Raw genomic sequence first — 20,378 nt, 5'->3', positions numbered from 1 at the left:
AACGCCTTTTAGTTTTATTAGAAAACCAAAGAAAAGTCTATTCTTCCGGAATACCAAGTCTCTTCATTTCTACCTCTGCTGATGTTTGATTCTCTCTTTCTTTTATCTTATGGAAACGATATGTTAACGTCAATCCGACTTTTCGAGTTTCATACTTTGTATTAAAACTAGATCTAACATTATAGATCTGTCTACAAGCACGATTTCTATCTCCATTAAAAATATCATACCCATCTAATGATAACCGCAATCTATCGTTCAAGAAAGATTTTTTGATACTCAAATTGACAGAAGAAGATGATTTTACATTTATCGACTCCATGTATCCACCCCAGACTTGTTGCCAAGACAGAGAGAGCAGAAAATGCTTAGGAAGCTTGAAATCATTATCAAAATTAAGAATTGTCGACGGATGTCCATCATGAAATGTTGTTCCATCAATACCCGGATAATGCATAATTGACTTCTGAAAGAATCCTGTCAACGAAGCAGTATAGCATTTATAGGTATTACGCCAATTCAACATCGCCGACAAAGCTTGACGATGCGACAAATTATTTTGTGACGAAACCGTTACTGCCGAGTTACCTTCCAAAGAATAAATCACCGGCAATAATGGACGATAAACATAATCATAATTTAATGTAAGAAACAAAGACTTATACATCAACAGATAAGACAAGCCATGAGTGATGGCTGTCTTCAACTGGCTATTACCCTTAGATTGCTCATAACGGTTCACATACGTCACATTATCATTCATATCTGCATAATTAGCCCGCTCTGTTCCTATCGAATAGCTAAGATTCTGCACCAATAATCCATGACTATAGCTTAGGGTTACCGACGGCAAGAATGTATTATCACTATGCGCCTCTATCACAGACGCCTTTTCATTCTTCCGACGAGAATATAGATTCTGATAACGTATTCCTGTACTCAAGGAAAAGTCCCCCAAGGGTAATTCGTAGTTGATAAATACAGCATTTTTAACTTCCTTATTCTCAAAGCGGCCATCGAACTTCAACCGTTCATAATCTATCTTGTCTATTCCCTCACTATAGCTGAAATCATATCCCATACCCAAAGTGCCCCACTTTCCAAAATCATGGGTAGCATGGAAATTAGAAGCCAGGACATTCCATTTAGAATGTCCCATATATGAAACCTCAGAACTCGTACCTATATGATTTTCCTTTAAAGCAGAATTAGTGTTCGATGCTTTAGAAATATAATCCATCACTACACTCACGTGCCAGGCATGATTCAAACTTGCATCATAATACATATTGACATGATGCGTAAGGAGGTTGTTTTTGGATTTATTCTTATCAAAGAGATAATATGCAGGTCCTGCATTTGGCACTACACTAAATGTATCCCGAGTCTCAACCTTTCCATCCGTGTACATTCCACTATAAAGCATTCCTAGTTCTGATTTATCAGACAGATGATAAGTCATACCAGCAGAATAAGTATGACTACCGGAATGCGTTAAGCTTTCAATATGTTGCATTTTATTCCAAATGGTATCAGCCAATACCTGTTTATTATAATCAGAACTTTCGGAAGCATTATTTCTCCTATAGTAATACTTACCATACAAATCTATTTTTCCGGAATTGTATGTTGAAGAGAAACCTGTTTTATGAGCCAAATGCTTTGCCTGAGTGACATTTCCGATGGCATTAAAAGCCACACCATCTCCTAAAATTTTAGTTTTTATATCAACCACAGGTGAACCCGATGTGTCATAATCCGCCCCAGGCATAGCAACGATTTTTAAAGATTTGATTTGATCAACCGGTAAGTTATCGATAAGACTTTGATCTCTCACCTTACGCCCATTTAAATAATAGACCGGTGCTCCCTTACCCAACACATTGAACGAATTCCCTACATGTAAGACACCAGGAACCTTACCAATCAGTTCATATATATCATTCTGATGATTAAGAATAGAATCATGCTCTACGTCTACGAGTAAATTATGACCAGACAACTTTATATTTTTGCGATGAGCTATCACCTCTACATCAGATAGAGAGATTACAGTAGAATCCGAGATACCGGTCATGTTTTTGGCAACAACGCTACTATCAGAATCAAGGATAGCAATGTTTGCAGGAACATCACCTTTGTTAACTCCCATATCCCTTTCTATTATATTCTTAGCTTGCAACAGAAGCGCACCCAAGAGCAACATGGACATACTTATAAAAAATCTCTTAACAACCATATTAATATAACCTTTAAGCTTAAAGAATCACCTTTGTCATTTACTGAGCCCACTTTAAAAAGTAAGGTCTGTTTAAAGAGGGCTCAGTTAATTAAAATGATCTCGGTGCAAAATTACCGAAAATTGCTCAAACCACCAAACGTTTTACATCATTTCTCACATAATATTTCTTCCCCAATTTATTATGTAAAAATGATGTAGGTTTGCTATTCTTCCGGAATACCAAATATCCAATGATTCACAATGGGAATTTTATAGAAATTAGAACTTTTTGTTTATATGCGTATGGAATATACTAACCCACCACTGGATACAGCAACACTTTTAGCCAATCTTCAAAATGAGCATCATGGGAAATCCGTTGTTAAACATAAGCTAAAGATTGACATCAAATGTCACTTTAGTATACACATTGCCTTTGCGTAGATATATCGAATATTTGCCATAAGGCCCATAGAGTTCATTTGGAGACTTACGCAAAGCCACTTTCAAATGTCCATTAGACAGCCTTATTGCAAAGTCTTCACTCTTTCCGAAAAAACAATATTCTTCTGCACCAAGAGCATCAAACGACAATTGGTCGTCTAGTCCAAACAAGTTACCTATGTTAGTATCTTTTTGAGGCAATTCATTTTCATTAGACAAAGACGACATATATTCTACGACAGCGCCAATCTTGCCAGTTTCTTTCTCTAAGAAAGAAGATACCACAAACTGATAATATTTGCATCCTATCTCATATGCATTCTTATGAGAAGGAAAAGTCAAAACATTTTCGGTATTACAACATGCATACCGGTGATTTGGCAATACGCTTGTTTCGTTTGACAAGTTATCCAAATTTGGCATCGTCTTACTCGGGAAACTTGAAGAGATTCCCAAATCAACTACTTGCCAACTGTCAGACCGGAAATTCATCGAGCCGTTTATATAAACTCCCGTTTCACCTAACAGGGTCTTGCCATGATTCTCATCGAGCATATTCAGTGAGGTAAAAGATACCTGTGAAGGGGCATCTTTACTGCAACTTGTAGCAAACAGAGTAATACACAAACTCAATGCCAACAAAACAAACATTTTTACATTCTTCATAACCTTGCCATTTAAATTGTTATTAATCACGGCTGCAAAATTACCCGTTTTTCCAATACATTCCTAATAAACCAGGTCTATTTCATTAACATCTCACATATTGCATATAATTCTAAGATCTAAGCACTTACAGTTTCCGCCTTGATTTTCGAGGTCTAAAAAGCTGTATATAGTCCCTATCTCTAGAAGTTTTCTATATAATTACGAAGCGAAAAATGCTCATTTTTAATGCCTACCTTATCCTTATACAAGAACAACTTTTGCTTGATAGCTTTCTCGCTCACACAATAGATAGAAGCCAACGCTTTTTGCGACAGCTTTAAACGCAACAGCATCATTAGCCGTAAATCGGTCTTAGATAAATTCGGATATTTTTGCTTGAGTCGTTTTACAAATAGGTTTTCCACACTATCTAAAAACACCTCCAATTCGTCCCAATCACTCTCTGACAACACAATGTGCGTATTCTCATTTGGAACTAACGAATTTAATTTTTCCACAACATCAATTTTCTTTTGTAAATAATTACGCATCACAGATAGTTGAATCTCTTTATGCAAAAGTTCTTCTTGGTGTATTTTTTCCTGCATTTGTTGCTTTTGGAGAAGAACCTCTCTTTCATGCTCCATACGTAGTTTTATCTGGTGCTTATATGATTTATAAACATATAAAATAAATATGACTACTATAAAACACAATAAGACTATCAAACTAAATACCCACTGCTGCATTTCTGCTTTACCTTGCGTTTTAGCTCTTTCACTTTCCTTTTTCAAAAAGGATGTATAATAAGCAGCCTTACCTTTTAATGCAGTTCGATACATATCCTCCAAATAATGGTACGCCGAATCGCTAAAACTTTTAGCTGACTTGAAATCATGCGCTTTCATAGCAGCTTGACTTTGAAAATAAAACACAGAATAGCGGTCTTCTGCCGTTTTTGGCAGTGCTTGGTTTAATAAACTAAAGGCTTGGTTTAACGAATCTACAGAGATATAAGCAGAAGCAAATGTCAACAGACAAGAAAATCTATTTGCTGCATTCAAGTCATAAGCCGATCGTACATAATATAAACAACTATCTTTTTCACCCATCTCCTCAAATGTACTAGCTAGATTTTGCCTTACATAAGACAACAAGTTGCTATCGCCAGCTTTCATTGCCATTCTATATGCTTTTCTCTCTTCTTCTAAAGCGTGCTGCAAGCTATCAACATAAAAGAAGTTCTCACCCAATCTCAAACGTGCTGCCACCTTATTATATATAGTAACATTTGCCATAGAGTCATACATCTTCACCAAAGCTTTAGCATAGTTTAAAGCTTTGTAAGGTGCCAGCTGTTCTTCTACTTCAATCAGCTTATCCAATGCCAAGCATTTTAAATTCATATTATGGAGGCTGTCAGATATGGAATACGACTTTTCCAGGCAACTCTTTGCCTGCTCCATACTATCATTCAGCAGAAAGCATTTTCCCATATAATACAAGGATGAAGCATAAAGAGAATCTTCTTGGTGACCCTCATACCAATCATACGCTATGCGAATCAAAGAATCGTTATCCACATCCAAACCCGACTTATCCTGAGCCATGTAATAAGTGAGAGCATACTTCGCCATATCTTTATCTGAGAGTTTACCTTGATTGATACGGTTCAAAAAGGCCAAGGCACTATCAGGCTTAAACTCTGCCAACGTATAAGCTAAGTCTAACTCTCTCTTATGACTTTGATAACATGATACCAACACCGAAAGCATCATAAAAAACAATATCGTAAACGAAATACTTCTTCTCATATTTAGTATAATTACATTCAGGGCGCAAAAATACAAAATATTTTTCAATAACAGAACTAAATAGGGTCTAAAATACAAAGTCTGTAGAAAAGCACAATACAACTGATTATCAGGTATATATATTATATTTATAATAAAATGGGGTCTAAATAATAGTAGTATTTTCACATTACCAACCTTTCTGCATCAGATAACAGAATCTCACGCTTTGGTTGTCAGGAGTCATTATGTTAAAAATCCCAACTCATAGTTTTATGGTTCCTAAGTCTATGAGTTCCGAGGTGGAAAACATAGAGTTAAAAAGCAAAGAAAAAAATAACACGGACAAATTGAATTTGTCCGGACAAATTGTCCGGTAGCTTATAAGTTACTAATATTTAACCCTTTACAAGCGACCGGACAAAAGAGCCGGACAAATTCAATTTGTCCGTGTTTCTATTTTAACTTAATTACTTTAACTTTTCTTCGTTCATACACTACGCTGATGCAACTTAGTACCGTTACCAGGCAAGAAGTAAAATGAACCTTATTTTAATCTTTCAAGCACCCGATAGGAACAACATAAACACCATCTTTTCTTCGATAAGCGAAATCGCCTGTTCCCGTAAGTACCATCATGAAAGATGGATCATTCATTTTTTCTGTATTTATTTTACCTGCAAGAGTTAGCAGGTTTTCTGCACCCTCGTTAATGAGCTTGTCGCCACCTAACTTTACTTCAACAAGTCCATATTTACCATTACGCAGATGCACAACAGCATCACATTCCAATCCATTTTTATCGCGATAATGATACACCTCTCCATCTAATGCATCTGCAAAGACTCGCAAATCACGAATACAAAGGGTTTCAAAAAAGAGCCCCATCGTATTGAGGTCGTTGATAAGATCTTTAGGCCCCAGTCCCAATACTGCCGTTCCGATAGACGGGTCTATAAAGTAACGGGTATTTGCAGTACGGATAGCCGTCTTGGAGCGTAGGTTAGGATTCCAGGCTTCGGAATCCTCTATGACAAAAATATTGCGCAAGGCTTCCAGATAGCTACCTGCTGTCTTCACGCTAATTTCATTTTCATCATTTGTCATCATATCAGCCACTATCGTTCCGATGGTTGCTTGCGAACCTTGATTCCGGGCGTATGAACGCAATAGCAATCTTGTAGTCGTTGCGTTACGATTTACTCCATCCACCCGCGAAATATCTTTCTTAATAACAGCATCCACATAGTCGAATGCTTGTTCCAAAGCTGCTTCGCCTTGTAATCCACAAGCAAAAGGCCAACCGCCACGGCAAATCAGATATGCCAGATCATCTATCTTCAGTTTGTTAATGGCAACTATCTTTTCTGGTGTTTCAAATAAATGTGCCAAACTCACCTTTCCGTTTGATTCGCCTGATTCATAGAGACTCATTGGTCTCATCGTTAGCCAACTGAACCGTCCCGTTCCAGAATGGTGCATATCTTTTTCATCTGCAGGAACAGCAGAGCCTGTCAAGACAAACTGTCCCACATCATGCCGATGGTCAACCTCAAATCTGATGGCATCCCAAAGTTTGGGTGCCAACTGCCATTCATCAATAAGTCTTGGCGTATCACCCTCCAGCAAGACAGAAGCATCAATCTCTGCCATCTGTAGATTTGTTTCCAATGAGGCAGGATTATCCATATACAGGATACTATTAGCCTGCTGTTCGGCGGTGGTAGTTTTCCCACACCATTTTGGACCTTCTATCAAGATAGCCCCCTTGCTTGCCAGTTTCTTTGCCAGCATTTGGTCTGCGATTCTATATTTGTATTCCATATTTTCAAATATTTGATTACGTGTGCAAAGATACTACTTTTTTTTGATATTTCCTCAGTTGGCTGGATTTTATTTTCTCAGTTGGCTGAATTTCATTTCCTCAGTTGGCTGGATTTTATTTCCTCAGTTGGCCGTATTTTATTGCCTTAATTGGCTGGACTCATTTTAATCAACAGGTTTTGGTTGCCTGAAAGCAGAAGGCGTTACCCCTCTCATCTTCTTGAAGAACTTGGTGAGATGAGCCTGCGAGGAGAAACCGAAGGTATTGGCTATCTCCTGAACCGTATGCGTGGTGGTAGAAAGCTCACGCTCTATCTCCTTCACGATGTATTCATCGATGATTGCCTTCGGCGTCTTGCCGGAGATGCGGCGGGTAACCTGAGCCAGATAACGGCCACTCACATTCAACTGGTCGGCATAGAAATGAACATCGCTGTAAGTGCGGCAGAAGTTATTGACCTGCGAGATAAACTGGTTGTAGAGTTCGGAACTCCTGCCCTGCAGATTGCTCTGGCGCACGAGTTCTACATTGATGAAATCCTGCGCCTTCGCCAGTGCCTCCCCCATCTTCTTGCCCTGATTCAGATAAACGGCAAGAGCTGAAGAGAAACGGTTGATGAGACCATGAGAATTGGCATTGTCAAGCCTGTAAACCTGCAGTCCCTGCTTCTCGGCAAGGCTCAGCAGCTTGGAATTCTGCAGAATGATGTCGCTCTCCTTCTTGCGTGCCACGACGACAGAACAGAGCGGCAGCAGACGGTATTTAATCTGGCTCACCACATCTTCCGTCATCAGCGCATCGCCCTGGCTCGACCAGATGGCAGGGGCATAGATGATATGGGCAGGACGGTATCTGGTCAGCGCATCGATGACCACATTCAGCGTTTCCACCCTGCGTATCATACCAATCTTCACAATATCGGGCTGCATATCGTTCATGATAGCCTCTATCTGCCCCGAAACTATCTCGGCTGGAATATCAAAGAACTCCTGAATACCGAGCGTATTCTGCACAGTGATGCTGGTTATTGCCGAAACAGCATAACCGCCCAACTCGGAAATCGTCCTGATGTCAGCCTGTACACCAGAGCCTCCGGTGCTGTCTGAACCTGTAATCGTTAATATCATATACTTTGAACTTTAATCTCTGAACTTGAAACATTGAACTTGAAAGCCGATGATAAGTCCGATGGCAAAGATACAAAAAAAACAACGAATATCGCTCTCTGACATGGAAAAATGCTTTATTTTCTATATTAAATGACCGAAAACGATATTTTCATGTAAAATAGTTCTGTATTTCAGCTTATTTTATTTATCTTTGCAAGGACAATAAGGATCTAATAAAGCAAATAAATTAAACAACGACATGAAAATAATCTACTTAACGGTTGTTTTGGTTTTGGCTACATGCTTCACCGCCAAGGCACAGAAGGGGTACAAGAATGTGCTCCGCGAAACCAACATGGCTTTCTATAAAACGGAACAGGCAAAACAGGTGGGTAACCAGATTCTTGCTTACCAGAGAGTAACCGGCGGATGGCCCAAGAACATCGACATGGTGAAACCGATGAGCCATGAAGAGATGGAGAAAGTATTGGGCGAGAAGAACCGCCAGGACGACTCCACCACCGACAACGATGCCACCAACATGCAGATGCTCTATCTGGCACGACTCTACCAGGCTACCAAGACACAGAAATACAAGGAAGCCTTCTGCAAAGGCGTGGAATATCTCCTGAGCGGACAGTATGCCAACGGAGGATGGCCACAGTTCTGGCCTAAGATGCGCGACTACCAGATACACATCACCTTCAACGACAATGCCATGGTGAACACCCTGAAACTGCTACGCGACGTTTACCAGCAGAAAGCACCATTTAACAAAGGACTTACAGACAAGAACCTCAGAGAGAAAGCCAGAAAGGCTTTTGACAAGGGAGTAGACTGCATCCTGCGCTGCCAGATAAGAGTGAACGGCAAACCTACCGTATGGTGCCAGCAGCACGACCGTGAAACCTTTGCTCCTGCCCCAGCCCGCGCCTTCGAACTGGCTTCATTCTGTTCATCAGAAAGTGCCAGTATCGTTAAACTCCTGCTCGAAATTCCTAACCCTTCAGAAGAGATAAAGGAAGCCGTAAGAGGAGCCATGCAATGGTTTGACAATTATAAACTGACCGGACTCAAGGTAGTAAGAACGGGCGAATACGGCTCACCTTACCGCAACACCACATTGGTAAAAGACCCTGCAGGCACACCCCTGTGGGCAAGATTCTACGACCTGAAGAACTGTGAACCATTCGTCTGCGACCGCGATGGTATTCCACGCAAGAGTATGCAGGAGATAGGAACCGAACGCCGAAACGGATACGGCTGGTATCAGGACACACCAGCCATGCTCTACCCGCTCTATCAGAAATGGGCAGAGAAATATGACAAAGCCCATCTGCTCAACATCAGCCTCAACACAAAAGGCAAGAACGAAACCGGACAGCTAGACCTCACCCACTTCAGCAAGCCAAGCCTGTCAGACTTCAACGCCATCGTAAAAGCCGGTGAAACGATACAGGCTGCCATAGAGAAGGCGCCAGCCAACAGCGTTACACCTTATATTATATATGTACGCAACGGCAAATATCACGAAAAAGTAATCATCGACAAGCCAAACATCGTACTGGTAGGCGAGAACAGAGACAGCGTCATCATAGAATATGCCGAGACAGCCCAGTCGCAAACCATCAAGCAATACAAAGGCAAGGATGTTCACCAGGGAGTCATCGTCCTGACTGAAAACGCCAACGACTGCGTTATCAGCGGAATCACCGTATACAACAACTACGGCTCTACCGTTGAGAAGACCACTACCCACCAGATGGCAATCTTCGGCAGAGGCACACGCACCATCATCACCAACAGCAATATCTATGCAGATGGCAATGATGCCTTGTCGCTCTGGTGCAAGCAGGATGGAATGTACTATCATGCCGACCTCTTTCTGCGCTGTCCGGGAGTAGACTTCATCTGTCCACGAGGCACCTGCTACGCTACCCGCTGCAAGTTCCTGGGCGACAGCCGTGCCATCATCTGGCACGACGGCAGAGGAGACATCAACAACAAGTTTGTGATTACGAACTCATCGTTTGATGCATTATCGCCTACCAAGTTGGGCAGATATCATCACGACCACCAGTTCTACCTCATCAACTGCAAGATGTCGAAGAACATACTGGACAGCAACATCAGCTATGCCTATACCGACAAGGTGCTCGACCCATGTCCATGGGGACAGCGAGTATACTATTACGGCTGTGAGCGTGAGGGTGGCAATAGCGGCTGGCTCAGCGACAACCTGAGCACGGCACCCGGTTCACCGGCATTCCATGCCGTTACAGCCAAATGGACCTTCATGGGCAAATGGGATCCGGAGGCAAGACTCAGAAGCCTCTGGCATGTATTGAAATATCAAGTAGAATACTAAGTATAACTAAATTAAAAAATCTTTTATGGATCTACAAATCAAGAAAGGCGCATTAGCCTTATCATTAAGCTTGTGCTGTGTAGGTGCATTCGCACAGAAGACCATCACAGGTACAATAAAAGATTCTCTAACAAGTAAATAAAAAAGAGGCTCTAACAAATAAATAAAAAAAACAGCGAATTATTTGCATCGGAATGCATCTAATTCGCTGTTTTCTTTTTTATTCTTCTGTAAGATCTTTACAATCCTTGAGTATCTCAGCAGGAACCTCATTACAACGCTCGTAGCGGCTGATGTCGGTAACATCGTCCTTGGCGGTCCATATCATGGAACCCGATTTCAAGAGACGGGTTACGAGATAACTCTGGTTCCAGTCGCCCATGCCGTAATCATAGCTTCCGCTGATGATGTAGCCCTGGTATGGATCGTTCTTGATAGCGAACGAACCGGTGATATGGCGACCATACATACTGTCAAACTTCTGATACATCTCGAAAGTCTGGTCCTTGCGGTTGAGAACGATGTAGCAGTATGTGCCCTCAGCAAGAGGTTCGCCGTTCCACTCAGCCAACTTCCATGTGCCATGAAGATTGGCAGCAGTAACTTCCAGAGAAGGCTCCTCCGGTTCATCATCATCGCTGCTGCAGGCTGCAAAGCCGCAGGCAAACAAAGCAATCACCAGGAGGGTGAAGAGTTTTTTCAAATATTTCATTGTCTTGGTATTTTTTTCTTTTTTACTTTTTTCCTTTTTTACCTTTTTACCTTTACAACGACCTGTATCGTTCTGTCAGACGGACGGGCATCCAAGCCCTCCAGAATAACAGGGAAGGTGAAGGATTCGGGCATCGTAGCCGGAATCTTATCGGCTATGATGGTGATGACGAGGTCAGCCTCATCACCCGGTTCTATCACCTCAGGTTCTGTCGTAAGACGGGCATAAGGAGGAAGAAGGAGGCTGGATATACGGAGCGGCTTGTCACCGCTGTTTCCGCAGAGGATACGTGCCTCAGGCTCTGTGCCCGGCTTTACCTCTGTGATACTTGCCTTCGCCTGTTTCAGTCTGAGTGCGCCCATCTTGTGCGGATAGCGCGCCCACTGGTCAGCACCCGGCAGCACCTTTCCCGTTAAGGCAAGCTTAACGGCAGGCTGTCCCTCTACCTCTTTCAGATAGAGATAAGCACCCGTATTGATGGTGCCCGGATAGCGGTTAGGCGTGAAGGTTAGCTGCACCTGACAAGTATCGCCAGGCTTCATCACATCGCCCCTGACATAAGAACTGGTACATCCACAGGTGGTTCTCACCTGTGTGATGTGCAGTATCTTCTTGCTCACATTCTTACCTACGAAGGTGAAGGTGCGAGGCGCATCGTCCTCGGTCATCGTACCTGCATCGATAAGCGGATGCTCAAACTTCAGCAGTTCCTTCTGCGCATTCACCGTAACAGGCAAAGCCAGGAAGAAAAGCGATAGAAAAGCAAATATCTTCATATTACATCCAATTACATCCAACCATTGTTACCGGCACTCTTTCTAACGGTCACAACTACAGTCTGGCTGGTACCATCAGCAGCTGTTACGGTGAGCGATGTGCTTCCGGCAGCGAGTCCCTTCACGATGAGCGTCTTGCCATCTACCGAAGCAGAAGCTACGCTGCCATTCGCTACAGAGCAAGTGAATTCCTCTGTCCGACCTGCGAAATATGCAGCGAGGTTGAGAGAAACAGTCTTCTCGATGCCCACATACACGTTAGGCAACTTCATATCAGAACTGAGTTCCTTGTTCTTGATGTTATTCAAGAGCTGAGCTGCATCAATCAGACCAGCACCCATCTTGCCGATGTACTTAGAGAGCTGTACAATCTCTGGCGAAGCACCTACGGTAGTATGGTTCATGTAGTAGGTCTTGGTTGCACCATTCTGATAATGACTATCCAATTCCTTTACAGACTTCTTCATCAGGGCTACGAAATCGGCAGCACGATAATGACGGTTCGTCTTGGCAGCATAAGCGAGACCCAAGGCAGCCACACCAGAAACGTGAGGACAAGCCATAGAGGTTCCCTCCATGTAGCCGTAAGCAGGCTTACCGTTCTGAATCAAGGTAGAGAGCACAGCACCTTTCTGCTCGGTTGTCGTCTCTGCCCAGTATTCATCTTCCTGCTCGCCAATCTTGCTGTAATATTCCAAGTCGCCACCAGGAGCGCTCAGGGTTACGAGCGAACCGAAATCGGTGTAGCAGGCTGGAGTAAAGTCGGCAGCTAATGAAGATACGCTGACACACTTAGAGTAAGCACCTGGGAAAGCAGGATTGCCAGCATACTCGTTACCGGCTGCGAAGACAGGAATACCACCGTCAATGACACCATTAGGCGAACCGGCATTGTTGATGAAATAATCCAGAGCTTCCTTCTCCAGCGGATAGGTCTCAGCCCATTCCTTCTCGGTAGCAGGACCCGGAGTATAACCGTTGATGATGCTAGACTCTGAAGAGTTGTAACCCCAACTGCACTGCAGGATGACAGCACCATTATCGGCAGCATACTTGATGGCTCTCGCCTCGCCTGCCAAGGTTACACTGTTCTGACCAGAGAACACCTGGCATGACATGATCTTGACACCAGAGTTAGGAGTTCCGTCACCACCAGCTACACCACAAACACCTCTACCATTATTATTTACGGCTGCAATGGTACCAGCTACGTGAGTACCATGACCGGTGTCATTGGCATCAGTCCAGGTAATATCGCCGCTCTCAGTAACGAAGTTGTAACCATGAAGGTCGCCCTCATAACCGTTTCCGTCGCCGTCAGTCTTGGCACCCTGAGTAGTTTCACCAGGGTTGCACCACATGTTGGCTTCCAGATCAGGGTGAGTATACATCACACCCTCATCGAGAATAGCCACGATGATAGAAGGATCACCGGTGCAGGTCTTCCATGCCTCAAGTGCATTCACATCACATCCTGCCTTAGCACCCACGTGATTATCGTTGTGGTTCTCAAAGCCATAGTGACCCTCACCCAGGTTACGGTAGTGCCACTGGCTGGCAAAGCCTGGGTCGTTTGGGTAGTTTGGCTCGCCCTCGGCTACAGCGCGGGTAGACTTCTGCTGAAGCGCCTTATCGCTGAGATAGATACGCTTGCTGTCTGTATTGTAAGCACGCTTGATGCGACCGTTGGTCTGAACCTTTGAGATTTCACCCAACTGCTTCAGGCGCTCGGCAGCCGCCTTCAGGTCGGTTCCCTTATTAAACTTCACCGTATACCAGAGGTGGAGTCCCGCCTCGCGGGTTTTTGCCTCAGTTTTTGCATCTACTGGGAATACTCGCTCAAAGCTGTAGCTTCCCAGGATGTCGAGCACCTCATCGGTAGAAGGAATACCCGAACGGGTAGCCTTTCCTGAGCGAGTCTTGCTCAGTTGTGCCTGGTCGAGGATATCGCTCATTTCCGGACTGAACTTAATCAGCAGTTCACCCGCCTCAGCATCTGCAGGGATGGTGATTTCTGAATTGCCGTCAGAAGAGCCGATGGTTGACAGGCTGTCAGAACAGCCCGTCAATGCCAATGCGACCATTGCTATATAGAAAAACTTTTTCTTCATTGTTTGCTTCTATATTGTTTTTATGTTTATCTTACTTTTTCTTAGTTCTCCTGTACTTAGCCATCAGCGCAGCTTCATTAATATCGCCTGCTGCCACGTATGTGCGGTAGTAGAGCGGATAAGCTACACCCGAAACCTTCCAGTTGCTACCTGGGTCGCTGGTTCCGTAATAGTAGTCGTAGCTGTAGCTGTCTTCTGTCATATTAGAGAAACCAACGGCAGCGCCATCGCTATTCTTACCCTTAGGCTGCTGGTTGAAGATCATGATAGAAGGAGTCCATTCTACCAGATGTGGATGATAAAGAATCCACTTTGGCACCGCACCTGTCAGGAAGTTAAGGTTGAGCGACAACTGACGGCAGTTAGGCAATACACGTGGCACCTGAAGAGGATAAACATCCTCATAAACTACAGAACCATCCTTGTGCTTGCAAGTTACTGGATTATCCCAGCCAGAGAGCAACCATTTACAGGTATCACCTACCAGTTTGTCGAGATAATCAGCCTTATTGGTAGAGAAGTCTGCCCTGCTGTAGCGGGTAGCCTTGCCAGCAGCCTCCAAAGCTTCTGTCATCTCTTCATCTGTTGGAAGTTCACCCTCCAGGAAGCAGTAAGACAACTCCAGTGTATTCAACTTATCCCATGTCAGGAGTTTGAGAAGCGCCTGGCGGTCTGCGGTTCCGGCATTTACCTTACCATACAGTCCGATAGGATAGTTATTATAAACATAGACGCCTGATGCATTCATTTCGCCCAGCGAAGCGATGTTGGTGACAACATCCGTACGGCGTTGTGCGTAGAGAATGAGGTTACGCAACTTAGGGAAGTTCTTCTCGTTGACGATATTGGTGATATCCGACAACTTGTTGAAGTTGTTACTTACCAGATTGAGCGTTTCAAGGCTGCTACCCAGTTTAGCAAAGTTATCAGGCAACTGAGTCAGACCGTAAGCCTGAACGGTAAGATTCTTCAGATACTTCAGCGAGCAGATTTCATCACCGAGCTTCACCTCACGAATCTGGTTGTTCTCGTTGGCAGCAACAGAGAATGACTCCAGGAACTTGAGGTTGCCCACTTCCTTAGGAAGAGTTTCACCACTCTTAAGGTTGAACATGCTGAACTTGACAGAACGTACACGTCCTACAGCCTCAGGATGAGTTTTCACGAAATCATCAGTAGCTTCCCAGAGCGTTACGCCGCTCCAGTTGCGCATGTTATCGCTGGAATCGAAGGTAGCAATGCTACCCAGTTTCTGGTTGATCATGATGACAGAGAGAGAGTCACCGGCACGGTTGTCCTCAATCTTTGGTGCTGCCTTCTGACGAACGGTCAGGATGACATCATCTGTAGGTTTGCCATCTGCATCTACCAGCTGGTCTTCAGCCTTGACTGGCACGAGATGAACCTTAGCCACACGAACGGCAGGAACCACGTTCATCGCCCAGCGGAACTTGAACTTCACGGTGCGAGGACGGTATTTTCTGTCCAGCACGATACCCAGGTTAGTACCTGTCAGCTTATCTTCATCCTTGCTGTTCAGGAGCCAGCCCTCACGCTCGCTCTCGTTCTCTGCCTTCTCGGCATCAGTCAGATCACCCTCGAAAGAATACTCTATCTTACCAATCTTGCATTCCACGTTGGCAGAAATCAGACTCTCGAAAGCACGTTTATCGTAAGAATCGGAGTTTTCGATTTCTACAACAGGATCCTTCAGGAAGATCTGCTTGCCATAACCGAACTGGGTGACGGTAAGCTTGCGGCTCTGTCCGTTGGCACCCAGGAAGCTGAGTTCTGTGCTGCGGAGCGTGTTGGAAAGAGTAGAATCCACCTTGATGGTACCCTCAACAGAACCCACGCCGTTGGCAGGCGAAAGCATCAGCCAAGGCTCAGAGGTATTTGCTACCCAGTCCTGTGAGGCAGCGATGGCAATCTGCTCTGTTCCACCCTGAGGGCCTATGGCTATCTCCTCTTTATCGAGCGCCAGTCCTCCTGGGATATCGACATCATCCTTATCGCTGCAGGCTGTGAAAAGCCCGGCAGCGAGAACGATACCTAATGTCAGTTTATTCATATATTTCATATTACTACTTTCTTATAGGGTTTAATTTTCGAGATCCAAAGCATCGCAACCGCGGATGTCCTGATTCTTGTCGTAGAACAGCTTATACATACCTGCCTTGATGTATGGGCAGACGCTGGTTACATCGATAGAGATGTTAGGGTTGTCTGCGATATTCAGGATATAAAGGTGAGAGGTCAGTGTCTCTTCTACCTTACGGATATCGTTGGAACCAATCTGGAACTGGATCAGGCTCGGACAGGTTGTGATTCCTGTAGGCCATGTACGCAGGCAACGCTGGTCGTTATTCTCATCACGCTGGTGGTTGATGGCAAAGGCACGGAGCACGGCACTGTTCAATGGCTGGGTTGGCACCTCGGTGAAGCAGTTGTAGCTCAAGTCCATATTGGTAATGTATGGCAATGTGGTTGAGCGGAAGTCATCAGAGAGGGATGTCAACTTGTTGAATCGGAGGTCGATGACCTGCAGCAGATAAGCCTTCTTGCCCTTGATGGAACCCTTAGGGATGGTACGCATCTGGTTGCCGCTCAAATCGATGGTTGTGATTGGCGAACCGGCTGTAAACAGCTCTGAAGGGAACTTCTCTATCTTATTGTTTGACAGACTGACTGAAGCTGCATTAATACCCTTGTAGGTTCCATGACTCTTATCTACACCTGTAATCTCGTTGTAAGAGAAGTCTACAGAACCCATCTCGCGAACAGAACTTGCATCGAAGATATTCGGAATCTTCTTCAGTTTGTTATGAGCGAAGGTCAGACTCTCTACATCATCCGTAAAGGCACAGAGATTAGCAGGAATCTCTTCAATCTGGTTGTTGTTCAGATAGAGTGAAGAAAGTGCTACCTCAGAACCGAACGGATTTACCTTCTTGATATTATTGTAAGCCAGGTCGAGCAAACCGAGATTTACCATCTTGCTCAAGGCAGATGACTCTGGGAACTCCTCCAGGTTGTTGTAACTCATATAGAGAATCTGGAGTGTCTTGCTGGTCTTCTCCTCAGCTAAGCGAGTCCAATCTTTTCTCAACTGTTTGGCTGAGATGCCCTTGCATCGTGCCAGGTTCATCGCCTGCAATTTAGGGAGATTATAGTAGAAGTCTGGAATGCGACTGATCTTCGGACAGTTGTAAAGCTCGATATCGGTCAGGTTTTCCATCTTGTCCCAATCCTCATCCTTAAACTCCTGTGCAAACTTACCATAAACAGGATCGTCAGCATTGTAGAACTTCGCACAAACCTCATCGAATGTGATAGAAGAGTTACCGATGTAGAACTGCTGCAATTTGGTCAGACGGTAGATGGCCTTTGAAATACCGGTGATGCGGTTGGTCAACGTACCGATCTGCGCATCCTTCAGGTTGATGCGGCTGTCCTTCTTGATTCTGTTCTTCGGTGCCACCTTAGGATCTGAGTTGTAGCTCTTTACAATCATCTCCGACATATTGGCACGTGGGTCATACTTCAGGAACTTGTTCTCATAGTCGTGACGCATGCTGTTCTTCTTTGCTGCAGTCAGACTGTTTGCATCATAATCATTGAAGATGTTGGCACCAATCTTCTCATCGTGAGAACCGAGGTTGAGCACCTGGAGTTCTGTCAGCTGTCCGATGGCATCAGGTACGATTCCCTTTGCACCGAAACCGGCGATGATAAGACCGATGACACGGCCGTTGCTGTTGAGCGTTACGCCCGGCTGTTCGCCCCACATATCGAGTTCCTTGTTGAAGTTCCAGTTAGCTCCCTTGAAGGTAGCATCACCATAGAAGCTCCACTCCTTACCATGGAGAGATTCCCAGATAGCCTTCAAAGCCTCATAGTCCTTGATATACTCCTTGGTCTTGGAAAGGAGGATAGGCACCTGAGCCTTATCATTGAGTTGATTGTCCTCTATAATGAAAGCCTCACCCTTTACAGGCTGGGTTTCGTACTTGGTCTTCACCGCACCTGTCTTGCCGTAGGTGGTATATGAAGTAACCTGGTAAGTACCGGCAGGCAACCATACGGTAGAATCGCAGTAAGCTGTACCTGTGTCCATATACTTATCGTTCTCATTGTCAGGATTCTGATTTTCCTTGCTTCCCTCCTTGTATTTCACCTTCAGTTCAGGGAAGGTATAGGTCTCACGGGTAAAGAGGTTGGTTACGCTGACATCAACGAGACGGATGTTAGAGAAGAGATACTCAGTACCACCGGCACGGGTCTTCTCCCACTCCTTCACGAGATTGAACTTCACCTTACCGCGCTCCACAGTCTCCACCATGAGGTTCTGTACTTCCAGACCGCCACCTACTACAGTGAATGTTTCGCCGGCAGAAGAAGCCAGCAACTCCTCGTCTACCGCATCATAGAGATAGAAACCGATGACGGTGTAAGTACCCGAAGCGAGTTGCAGTTTTTCACTTCTCAGACCATACTCTGCATTCTCTGAATTATAAGAATTGAGCACCAGTGTCTGAGAGACAGTTGTACCATTGTGCTCCATGACCACCTTGATTTTCTTGGCATCATCCAGTTTCTCAAGTTTGTCAAGGGCAGCAGCACGGGTAGCTCTAGAAGAAACCTTCTTGCTGAGCTTGAACTGCACATATCCGTATGTGCCGTCCCAGCCCTCGGTTTCATCATCCGAGCAACTTGTTGCTGCAAAGGTCAGGAGAGAGACCAAGAGCAACAAGAGTGCCTTTGAAAATATTTTCATTCTGTTCATTACTTTCTAATTTTTCTGATAGAAGTATGTTTCTTACTCATTCCCTCACCAGGAGATTCAACAACAAGAACTTTTACAGGAGTTCCGTTGTCCTTGAATACCATAAATATCGGAGTAGCAGCAGGAACATTTACGGAGAATACCCAGTTATTATTCTCATCCATACCAGGCTCTGCATAAACATCATTTCCGTTGCTATCCATAACTGTAAGATAGCCTGTCTCCATCATAGTGGTAGGGTCCCAATCCTTGATATTAGGATTAACTGTAAGAGAGCTTCCTACTTCTGACTGAGCGACATATATTTCGTCACCATTGTAGCCAAATGCTTCTGATATGATAGAACCATACATTGATTTATCCTTCTTGCACTCTACTGGCAAGTAGTTCATTTTCAAGATTGTAGGCGCTGCAGACTGATCATCAGCAGAAGAGTTGGCCTCCTTCTGTACAACATCCATCAGGAAGTAACGGTCGTAATCGCTCTTCACTGTCATGAAGTCTTCCTCCAGCATTCCGTCGAGTCCATTCTCCAGACTCTCGAATACGCTCTGTGGCAATGCATAAACCAGGAACTCACGGCTTCCGCTGCTCAAGGCATCAATAGTGAGCTTAACGTCACCCTTCTCACCCTGCAACTTCACAGCGCCGGATGTTTCCTCGCGCAGACCATCTTCCTTTTTCTCGAAGACTGCCAGCTGGTAAGCATCACCCAAGGTCTTGAGGGTGAAAGGAACGAAGTTGTAGAAGGTGAAAGCGTTGGTATCACCGCCATTCAGGCTAGAACCATTCTGAGTGAACACCTTACCATCGAGAGATACATTCCATACTGCCCACCGTGAAGAGGTTGGATAAGTAACATCCATGGTGCTGGTGGTCATACCATTATAGATAACAGGTATGGTTACAGCAGCCTTGCCATCCTCAGAAGTGAAGGTGATGGTGTAGTTGCCGTCCTTAGCGATGGCATACTTAGCACTTACGCCCTGATTCTCCTTGAAGGAAACACCGCCTACAGCATCCTTGTTAGGTGTACCTACCAGGAAGCCGCCTTCCAAGTCTACCCAAGCAGGAGTATTGGTAACAGCAAAACGGAAGTTTGACTTTACAGTAAACTTGTTGTATACATTGTAACCTACGGTGATACCTGTCTCGGTAATATCTTCGCCAGTCGCATCGTAAACCTTCAGGTCATAGCCGGCAGCCGAACGCTTAACCTCAGCGATGGCAACCTTCTGACCACCCATATTCAGGAAGAGCTGAGCCACGCTCATATCATCGCTGGCATCATCATCAGTAATCTTAACCTTGATGGTCTGCTTGCCTGCAGTACCATTGAGTACGAAGGCGTCTGTTTTCTCGCCCTGCACCAGTTTACACCAGATTTTGTCTGAAGAAAGGCTCCAGCTCTCGTTGGCATCGAAGGTGAAGTCCAACTCAGCGCCAGCAGCACCGGCGATAGTCTGTACCTGTGGGAACACAGGAGTTACGGCATCGTCGTCATCGCTGGAACAAGCTGTGAACAGAGTCACTGATACCAGCGCCATCAATACGAGCCAATATTTTGAAATCAATGTTTTCATTT

General features: G+C 44.5%; 12 protein-coding genes. 1 reads left to right on the top strand and 11 read right to left on the bottom strand.

Translation table 11 applies throughout. The features are described from left to right. Positions 1-37: 37 nt before the first annotated feature. The 5 genes from KUA46_RS14245 to KUA46_RS14225 all read right to left on the bottom strand — a co-directional run bounded on the left by KUA46_RS14245 (position 38) and on the right by KUA46_RS14225 (position 8,058). A complete protein-coding gene (locus KUA46_RS14245; RefSeq protein ID WP_218487126.1) occupies positions 38-2,239 on the bottom strand; it encodes an outer membrane beta-barrel protein in 2,202 nt (733 codons plus the stop codon). Between the two features lie 375 nt (positions 2,240-2,614). Then, positions 2,615-3,331: a DUF5036 family protein gene (locus KUA46_RS14240; RefSeq protein ID WP_218487127.1), complete on the bottom strand. Its 717-nt coding sequence runs from the start codon at positions 3,329-3,331 to the stop codon at positions 2,615-2,617. 182 nt (positions 3,332-3,513) lie between these two features. Next, on the bottom strand, positions 3,514-5,127 hold the full coding sequence (locus KUA46_RS14235; RefSeq protein WP_218487128.1) for a hypothetical protein: 1,614 nt from the start codon (positions 5,125-5,127) through the stop codon (positions 3,514-3,516). A 531-nt stretch (positions 5,128-5,658) separates the two neighbouring features. Further along, a complete protein-coding gene (locus tag KUA46_RS14230; protein ID WP_218487129.1) occupies positions 5,659-6,930 on the bottom strand; it encodes an ATP-binding protein in 1,272 nt (423 codons plus the stop codon). 165 nt (positions 6,931-7,095) lie between these two features. Continuing rightward, positions 7,096-8,058, bottom strand: a complete 963-nt coding sequence (locus tag KUA46_RS14225) for a hydroxymethylpyrimidine/phosphomethylpyrimidine kinase (protein WP_217313173.1) — start codon at positions 8,056-8,058, stop codon at positions 7,096-7,098. 241 nt (positions 8,059-8,299) lie between these two features. On the opposite strand from KUA46_RS14225, the gene pelA reads away from it, so the two are divergent. Further along, complete coding sequence (gene pelA / locus KUA46_RS14220; protein ID WP_218487130.1) at positions 8,300-10,408, top strand: pectate lyase; 2,109 nt, start codon at positions 8,300-8,302, stop codon at positions 10,406-10,408. A 220-nt stretch (positions 10,409-10,628) separates the two neighbouring features. Here pelA and KUA46_RS14215 read toward each other — a convergent pair whose 3' ends face one another. The 6 genes from KUA46_RS14215 to KUA46_RS14190 are packed head-to-tail and all read right to left on the bottom strand — an operon-like array spanning position 10,629 to position 20,376. Then, positions 10,629-11,111 carry a lipocalin family protein gene (locus KUA46_RS14215; RefSeq protein WP_218487156.1) on the bottom strand — a complete coding sequence of 161 codons (483 nt, stop codon included), beginning with the start codon at positions 11,109-11,111 and terminating at the stop codon, positions 10,629-10,631. Between the two features lie 47 nt (positions 11,112-11,158). Then, positions 11,159-11,896, bottom strand: coding sequence for a DUF1573 domain-containing protein (locus tag KUA46_RS14210; protein ID WP_217744206.1), 738 nt, complete (start codon positions 11,894-11,896; stop codon positions 11,159-11,161). An 11-nt stretch (positions 11,897-11,907) separates the two neighbouring features. Further along, the gene (locus tag KUA46_RS14205; protein WP_218487131.1) at positions 11,908-14,007 is read right to left on the bottom strand and encodes a subtilase family N-terminal domain-containing protein; all 2,100 of its coding nucleotides are present in this window, start codon (positions 14,005-14,007) and stop codon (positions 11,908-11,910) included. A 31-nt stretch (positions 14,008-14,038) separates the two neighbouring features. Further along, complete coding sequence (locus KUA46_RS14200) at positions 14,039-16,087, bottom strand: BACON domain-containing protein (RefSeq protein ID WP_218487132.1); 2,049 nt, start codon at positions 16,085-16,087, stop codon at positions 14,039-14,041. A gap of 21 nt (positions 16,088-16,108) precedes the next feature. Next, a complete protein-coding gene (locus tag KUA46_RS14195) occupies positions 16,109-18,793 on the bottom strand; it encodes a DUF4458 domain-containing protein (protein WP_218487133.1) in 2,685 nt (894 codons plus the stop codon). Then, on the bottom strand, positions 18,793-20,376 hold the full coding sequence (locus KUA46_RS14190; protein WP_218487134.1) for a DUF5003 domain-containing protein: 1,584 nt from the start codon (positions 20,374-20,376) through the stop codon (positions 18,793-18,795). The genes KUA46_RS14195 and KUA46_RS14190 overlap by 1 nt, the downstream gene beginning before the upstream one ends. Positions 20,377-20,378: the final 2 nt, after the last annotated feature.

Source organism: Segatella copri (genome assembly GCF_019249765.2).
GTDB lineage: Bacteria > Bacteroidota > Bacteroidia > Bacteroidales > Bacteroidaceae > Prevotella > Prevotella copri_K.
The sequence above is the reverse complement of the archived record's forward strand: the minus strand, read 5'-3'. Positions and strand labels throughout refer to the sequence as shown.